This window comes from Piscirickettsia litoralis (assembly GCF_001720395.1).
GTDB classification, from domain to species: Bacteria; Pseudomonadota; Gammaproteobacteria; order Piscirickettsiales; family Piscirickettsiaceae; genus Piscirickettsia; species Piscirickettsia litoralis.
The window spans coordinates 960,648-967,915 of record NZ_MDTU01000001.1 but is presented as its reverse complement, the minus strand read 5'-3'; the positions used below and the strand labels follow the sequence as shown (position 1 = coordinate 967,915).

General features: G+C 40.4%; 9 protein-coding genes. 5 read left to right on the top strand and 4 right to left on the bottom strand.

Features of this window, described 5'->3' with window-relative positions:
* Positions 1 to 184, top strand: a 184-nt coding sequence (locus BGC07_RS20550) for a hypothetical protein (RefSeq protein ID WP_158006869.1), incomplete at its 5' end; no start/stop codon positions are given.
* Positions 165 to 3,281, top strand: a complete 3,117-nt coding sequence (locus BGC07_RS04605) for a beta strand repeat-containing protein (RefSeq protein ID WP_069312144.1) — start codon at positions 165 to 167, stop codon at positions 3,279 to 3,281. The genes BGC07_RS20550 and BGC07_RS04605, both read left to right, overlap by 20 nt.
* A gap of 110 nt (positions 3,282 to 3,391) precedes the next feature.
* On the opposite strand, the gene BGC07_RS04600 is transcribed toward BGC07_RS04605, so the two are convergent.
* The 3 genes from BGC07_RS04600 to BGC07_RS04590 form a co-directional block, all read right to left on the bottom strand.
* A complete protein-coding gene (locus BGC07_RS04600; RefSeq protein WP_268801698.1) occupies positions 3,392 to 4,342 on the bottom strand; it encodes a ShlB/FhaC/HecB family hemolysin secretion/activation protein in 951 nt (316 codons plus the stop codon).
* A gap of 259 nt (positions 4,343 to 4,601) precedes the next feature.
* Entirely contained in the window at positions 4,602 to 5,102 is a 501-nt protein-coding gene (locus BGC07_RS04595) for a POTRA domain-containing protein (RefSeq protein ID WP_268801697.1), read from the bottom strand.
* Between the two features lie 18 nt (positions 5,103 to 5,120).
* Entirely contained in the window at positions 5,121 to 5,378 is a 258-nt protein-coding gene (locus tag BGC07_RS04590; protein WP_069312141.1) for a hypothetical protein, read from the bottom strand.
* 520 nt (positions 5,379 to 5,898) lie between these two features.
* Here BGC07_RS04590 and BGC07_RS21765 point away from each other — a divergent pair.
* Positions 5,899 to 6,123 carry a response regulator gene (locus tag BGC07_RS21765; protein WP_235602928.1) on the top strand — a complete coding sequence of 75 codons (225 nt, stop codon included), beginning with the start codon at positions 5,899 to 5,901 and terminating at the stop codon, positions 6,121 to 6,123.
* 65 nt (positions 6,124 to 6,188) lie between these two features.
* Here the strand turns inward: BGC07_RS21765 and BGC07_RS04580 are convergent, their stop codons facing one another.
* On the bottom strand, positions 6,189 to 6,416 hold the full coding sequence (locus tag BGC07_RS04580; RefSeq protein ID WP_069312140.1) for a hypothetical protein: 228 nt from the start codon (positions 6,414 to 6,416) through the stop codon (positions 6,189 to 6,191).
* Positions 6,417 to 6,621: 205 nt separating this feature from the next.
* On the opposite strand from BGC07_RS04580, the gene BGC07_RS23090 reads away from it, so the two are divergent.
* Together BGC07_RS23090 and BGC07_RS23085 are read left to right on the top strand one after the other, a co-directional pair.
* Positions 6,622 to 6,867, top strand: a complete 246-nt coding sequence (locus tag BGC07_RS23090) for a DNA/RNA non-specific endonuclease (protein WP_268801614.1) — start codon at positions 6,622 to 6,624, stop codon at positions 6,865 to 6,867.
* Positions 6,868 to 6,874: 7 nt separating this feature from the next.
* The coding region (locus tag BGC07_RS23085; RefSeq protein ID WP_268801696.1) for a DNA/RNA non-specific endonuclease at positions 6,875 to 7,268 on the top strand (394 nt) is incomplete at its 3' end.

The following is a 7,268-nucleotide window of genomic DNA, read 5'->3' as shown; positions in this document are numbered from 1 at the left end:
CGCGGCAACAACGACGCTAGATTCAAACGGGAATGCAATTAATCTTGATGATACTGTGAATGCAACCGCGGCCGGGGTGCAAGGTTTAACGCTGTCTGGGGGGGCAGGTGCAGTGACGTTAACAGGCGCACTGGGGAATTGCCACTCGTTTGGGAGCTTTGAGTGTGACTGGCAGTGCCATTAATGCGAATAATAATATTACGGCCAACCAAATGACCTTCACCGGGCCGGTAGCGACCGCAGCAGGAACATTTACTTATAATTCTAATGGAAATAATATGGGTTTTTCTAATAATTTAACGGGAGGAAGTACGAACTTAACGCTTAATGCGGGTGCGGGGACACTAACTTTAGGTGGCGTTACAACACTTAATTCACTCAGTATCACATCGAATGCAAATAATATTGCGAATAATATTACAACAACAATAGGTGGTATTATATTTACTAACCCCGTTACATTAACGGGTAATAGTGTATTTACTTCAACAGGGAACCCCATTAACTTGGATACAGTTGATGGTACTCAGGCGTTTACGATTGATGCTGGAGCGAGTACAGTTGCACTCAATGATAAATTAGGGGATTCAACGCGTTTAGGTAATTTTGCTGTGACCGGGGCTGGTGGTATTACTATTAATACTGATACAATAAAAGCTGCACAGATTGACTTAAACAACCCCGTAACATTAACTGCGGGGGTAACTCTTGATTCAAATTCAAATCCAATTAACTTTGAAAATACAGTCAACGGTACTCAGGCTTTAACAATTAATGCGGGTGCAAGCACAGCGACAATCAAAAATCAATTGGGGAACACAGCAAGAATTGGAACTCTGGGTATTACCGGCAATAGTATTGTGATTAACAATAATATTACGGCCAACCAGATGACCTTCACCGGGCCGGTAGTGACCGCAGCAGGGACATTTACCTATGATTCGAACAGTAATAATATCGGCTTTACGAATACCCTGACAGGGGCGGATACCAATTTGATTCTAAATGCTGGTGCAGGCGGTGATGTTACGTTTGCCAATGCAGTGAGTCTTGAGTCATTAAATACGAGCGCCAATCTAGCGAATGTCGGCAATAATATTACGACAGATAGCGGAGGTATTACATTTTCGAGTCCAGTGACATTGACAGGTAATAGTACATTTAATTCGACCAATAGCGCGATTGTGCTTGATGCGGTGGATGGAACGAAAACGTTTACACTAAATGCAGGGACGAGTACCGTAGCACTGAATAACCCTATAGGGGCGAGTACACGTTTAGGTGCTTTAGATATTACCGGTTCTGCTGGTATTACAATTAATACTGCAAGTATTAAAGCCGCCCAAATGGATATGAATAGCCCGGTGACGCTCGCAGCAACAACGACGTTGGATTCAAACGGGAATGCAATTAATCTTGATGATGCTGTGAATGCAACAGCAGCCGGGATGCAAGGTTTAACGCTGTCTGGGGGGGCAGGTGCAGTGACGTTAACAGGTGCACTGGGGAATGTCACTCGTTTGGGAGCTTTGAGTGTGACTGGCAGTGCGATTAATGCGAATAATAATATTACGGCAAACCAGATGACCTTCACTGGGCCGGTAGCGACCGCAGCAGGGACATTTACCTATGATTCGAATAGTAATAATATCGACTTTGCTAATACCCTGACAGGGGTGGATACCAATTTGATTCTAAATGCCGGTGCAGGCGGTGATGTTACGTTTGCCAATGCAGTGAGTCTTGAGTCATTAAACACGAGCGCAAATCTAGCGAATGTCGGCAATAATATTACGACAGATAGCGGCGGCATTACATTTTCGAGTCCGATTGTCTTAACAGGCTCGAGTGTTTTTGATTCTAATAGCAATACGTTGACGCTTAATAATACGGTTGATGCTACAACGGCAAATGTTGAGTCGCTCACATTGACTGCAACCGGGGGAGCAGTCACCATTGCAGGGGCGGTAGGCGCTGGAACAAAATTAAATACATTGACGGTGAATAGCTCGACATTAAATCTGCAAAATACTTTGAATGCGACGACTGAGTCTACAACGGCTTCGACGATTAATGTGTCTGGAAGTGGCAGTATTCTTGAAGCAGATAGTTTAACCACAGCCAATGATACGATCAATATCACCGCAGGGACGTATAATGAGAATATTGATTTTTCCAATAATAGCTTAACGGTAATAACGAATGGTGGCACAGTGAATGTCGATAAACTGACTATTTCGAACCCGTTGACGTTAGCAGGAACAATTACATCAACGAATGATATTGATGTTAATGAAGCAGTGACTTTATCAGCTGCAACAATACTGACTGGTGCAAATATTAATATTACCAACGCAAATGCGAAATTTGATGGCAACCAAGACTTAACTTTATCTTCGACAGGAACAATCGATATCCAACAGGCCTTAGGGGCAGGCACAGCATTAGGAGCTTTTACAAGTTCAGGGTCAGGTTCAACACAGCTTGGTGCAAATATTTCAGCACAAGGAGGAACGATCACCTTTAATACTCCTGTCGTCTTAACAGCCGATACGACACACACGGATAGTGGCGCAACAGGGATTCAATTTAATGATACTGTCAATGGAACACAAGATTTAACTTTAATAACAAGCCATGCTGCAAGTACAATTAGTTTTGCGAGCTTTGTTGGTAATACGAGTGCACTAGATACCCTTACCATTAATAGTGCAGGTGCAATACAGGGTTCTGGGCTGACTAAAGCCGTTAAGGCTGCAACAATTGATATTACAGCAGTGAGCGAGAGTGGCTCTGGAATGAAGCTTGATGCTGCAGATGTTAAGGTTAATATTACTCAAAATTATACAAAATTTGATATTATTGCGAGTAATAGTTTGCAGTTAGGTGGCCAAAATGGTGCTTCAATTACAGGAGTCGTACAAAATGCGAGTAATGATGCTGCAGTAACCAAGGTTGGTGCTTTGTTGGGGGGCGCGACAGGAACGTTTTTAATCAATAATTGTACTATTAATGTTGGAGGTGGCGGAGTATGCCCAGCGCCGCCAACCCCACCAACGCCTCCACCTCCAGAGCCTCCACCGTTACCTCCAGAACCCCCTATGCCTGTTTTGCCATTTGTTGATAAAAACTTAATCGATCAAACTTCTCCAGTAAGAACAAAAATTGAAATTAATGATAGTGTTTCACAAGAGCAAAGCCAGGTAAGAGGAAGGCAAATTGAAAAAAATAAAAAATTAGAACAGGGTAGTATACAAGAGGAAAAGTTAATTGAAAAATAAGCTTTTCACAGTTTATTTGTGAAGTGGATATTTCTAAAAAGTTAGAATTGCTCTATGAGATAAAGCAGCAGTACTGCAATGACTAATATGATGGTCTGAATGAGGATAAATTAGAATCGGCCAACCAGAGAGAAAAAGACACGTGGGTCATAGCTATGGTTTAACGTTGATAGGGTGAGAGGTTTTGCTATTTCTAGTGTGCCATAAAAATTATTTTTTAAGAATACGCGAAGCCCTACCCCTGCGGAGCTTGCTGACATACGGCCTCCATTATCTTGAAATTCAATAGGACGATTTTGCGGATTAACAACCCAAAGAGCGCCAATGTCATAAAATAAATAAGGTTGTAGTAAAGAGATACTGGAATGCGGCTTTTTTATATCATAGCGGCTTTCTAGGCTTAACATTACTCCTCGATCCCCTGTGATACGAGATGAGTCATAGGCTCGTCCATATGAGGGGCCACCAAAGCCTGCTTCTGCGGTTGCAGGTAATTGACTAAAAGCATATGTGGTTTTTAATGAGCCTTGTAACGAGGTTAAAGAGCTAAGCGGATATAGTTGAGTCGCTGCTATATCAACACGGGTAAAATGATAATCGACGCCTATCCGTGATGAATCTGGATTATTATTATGGCTTGATCCAAATAATGGCAACCCTTGTGAGACTGATGCAGTCAGATTACTTTGGCCTAATGAAGAATTTTTTTTAAAAGAAGTTCCTAGTGTTAATGTTCTGACATTATCTTGGTTTTGTTGATTGGTCGATTCGATGTTGTTTATACTGTTTTGAGCATTGAATTCTAGAAAAACTCGCCACTGTTGCCTGCGTAGTAAAAGCAATGGGTAATCAAGTTTAATACTAAGTGCTTCACTTTTACCATGGATGTTTAAATCACTAAGGCTTGCATTAGGTTTAGTGACTATGACTGAGCCATTGATAGTAAGGCTTAATCCTTGGTCATTTAAAAAGCGCAAATATGAGAGTTGTCCATAGCTCATTTCATGATAATTGGGCATGGCTGCTGAGAGCTGTAGGCTGAGCTGGTCTGAACCAACGATGCGAGCCAGGGAGCGCCAAGCGCGGGGTGAGTATTCCGAGGTAGGCTCGGATTTTTAGCAGAGCGGAGTGACGTAGGGCCTTTAGGTCCGGAGTCGGCGGAACGAGTGTCTAAAAATCTATACGAGCCGTAGAGTCATCTGAGAGCGAGATGCGGAGTGTGCCGAATTAAGGCACGGAGCGTCTCGTGACGGGGACGGCCGAGGCATTATAGTCGTCGCGTTTTGCGAGGCGATTTTGCACCATGGAAGTGCAAAATACCTACCGAGGTAGCGACGCTTCCGAAATGGAATTAATAGAACTACCGAAAATGACTTGTGTCGGGCCAATAAACTCGGTGCCTCGATTATTTACGACAAAGTAACTGTTATGACGATTAAATTTAGACTGTAGTGTGAGTTGTGAGCCTCCCGGAGTGTTTGGATCAGGTGAAATAGTGGAAGAGATTGTTTGGCCAGGCAGTTCATTCATTAGTAAAATATTTTCCTCTAATGTTTTTATTTTTAATGGTATGGATTGCGTTATTTTACTGCTTAACTGATTAATTAACACCTGATTGTGGCCTGTGTCGTCAGTGACTTTTACATCGCTAATATATCCTTCGATAATTTTTAATATAACAGGAGTGCTACACTTTTTCTTACACAGCCTCTGGGGTGGGATAAAAGCATAAGATAGTAAATATCCCTGTTTGTAATAAAGTAAATTAATTTCATTTTTAAATCTATATAGATCATAAAGAGATATTTTTTTCATTAATATATTTTTTATAAATAGGTTTTATTTTTTTATATTTAAAATGGTTTTCCCTTCAATGACAAGACCGGGGAAGAAGAACTTAACTTTTTTGTAGCTTTCAGGAATGTTAAACTTGTTTTCAGTGACGTTATGAGAATAAGATACACTGGCCTTTTGATGTTCTTGACTTAACTGTTGCTGAATAAGCGCAGGATTGATGGCATCTATTGCTTCTTGAGACCAGCTTGATAAAGAAATTATGCTGATTGATAAGAAAATAATAATAAAAAAGTATTTCAAATTAGTCGCTTGCTGTATTTATAAATTAATATACTCATATAAAATATATTGTTTAAATGTTAGATTTTTCTAGTTAAGTCGGCTTGCTTTGCAATGCTGTGATCTTAACCTTATGTTTTAATTGTGAAAATAATTAATAGCTGGCTGTGACTTTAACCCGATTTACAAAAGAGTGCTTAGAGGTAGGGAAATTCAAGCATCATGGTGCTATGGTAACAAAAGGAGCTATTTATTATTAGTTGCTCATAGTCGCTCGCAATTGAAGAGATAGCAGCTTAAGTTATCGAAGGATATTGTAAAAGTAAGACGGTTTTATGGAATAACATTGAATGTGTATGTGAGTTATTATGGCTAGACAATATATGATGTTAAGTGTTGATGATTCTTTGACTATACATACAATCACTAAGAACATATTTTTTGGAAGTGAATTTATTATTGCTGATACTGCTCATGATGGCGAGGAGGCTTTGGAAAAATATAAAAAATTCACCCTGATTTTGTTTTACTTGATATTGTCATGCCCAATTCTTGCGGTATTACAGCACTGACAAATATTATGGATTACGATCCACACGCTAATGTTGTGATGGCTACGTCTATTGAGCATGCTGTTGAAGACGCTTTAAGGATAGGTGCCAAGGGGTATCTAATGAAGCCTTTCAAATCCGATGAAATATTAGCAGTATTGCGAGCGCTTGTTAAACAAGGTGTTTGTGAAACTAAGCGCCGTTCTTCTCTATAGTTGCCGTCATTTAACCTTAATTTGGCACTCTTAAGCTCGAGGTTCTGGGCCAGGTTGGATTTACTCTAGATTGCGACCTGGCAGAGGTAGTGGTTGAGGTTCAAGCGTTTAAAGCCTCGACGGTAGCAACTTTTGATATAGCGAATAATTTCTTTTTGAGCCGAACTGAGTCCAACCTGGAGGGGAAATTGAAATTGAGTCTTGTGATCACGGAAGATAAGTTGTTCTTTTTTAGCAAAAATTCTGACTTTTGAGTGATAGTTGAAAATTCGACCTTGAAATGATATGCGCACGATTTTCTCCTCTTGTTCACTAGCCTATTGACTATATAAGGCAATATACATGATATTCAATGGTTGGAGCGTTAATGAAAAGTAAATTTACGTTTATTGTAATGCAAAAATAAGAGGAACAATGAGCTATTAGGTCGTAAAGTTGGATAGCTCGGTGCTTTCATATATTATTTAAGTAGGATGCAAGAGGGCATGGGAGGCCATCATGAAACGGATTCTTTTATTTCTATGCGCAGTTGGTATGAGTGTAACTGCGTATACAAATGAGAAAGCGAGTTGTCAGCAGTTTCTCAAATACGGTAACCCTGGTGGGGTTGATCAATACCTTTGTCGAGAAGGCTATGTTGTTGGTTATAACTATGCGACGAAGCAGCCGCGTTGGGTCGCTTATCGCTTAACGCGATCATCAATTTCACATGCATTTTTGAAAAAAAGAAAAACTCCATGCTGATGATGATATTCCTGTTTCATTTCGCGTAACACCTCAAGATTACTCAGCTTCTGGCTATGGTTATGTACAGTTTGCGCCTCAAGCATCGATTGATTTCAATGCGACCTCTCTAAAGCAATCCTTTCTTCTTTCGAACACTAGCCCTCAAAACTCTCAATTGAGCCGTTTAGCTTGGCGTAAATTAGAAAAAGATGTGCGTAATTGGACAAGCCGTTACGGTGAAGTTTATGTTTACACCGGACCAACATTCGATGGCGATTATTTAAAGAAAATAGGGGATGGTGTTTTTGTCCCCACTGGTTTTTTTAAAATTATTTACGCGCCAAAACAGGAAAAGGCACTTGCATTTTGGGTGCCTAATAAAAAAATACACGCTCGCAAAATTGGGTTATATTTAACAA

Bases quoted from the DNA above. Each gene is read 5' to 3' on its own strand.
- BGC07_RS21765 (WP_235602928.1), top strand. From the start codon at position 5,899: ATGCCCAATTCTTGCGGTATTACAGCACTGACAAATATTATGGATTAC.
- BGC07_RS23090 (WP_268801614.1), top strand. From the start codon at position 6,622: ATGAAACGGATTCTTTTATTTCTATGCGCAGTTGGTATGAGTGTAACT.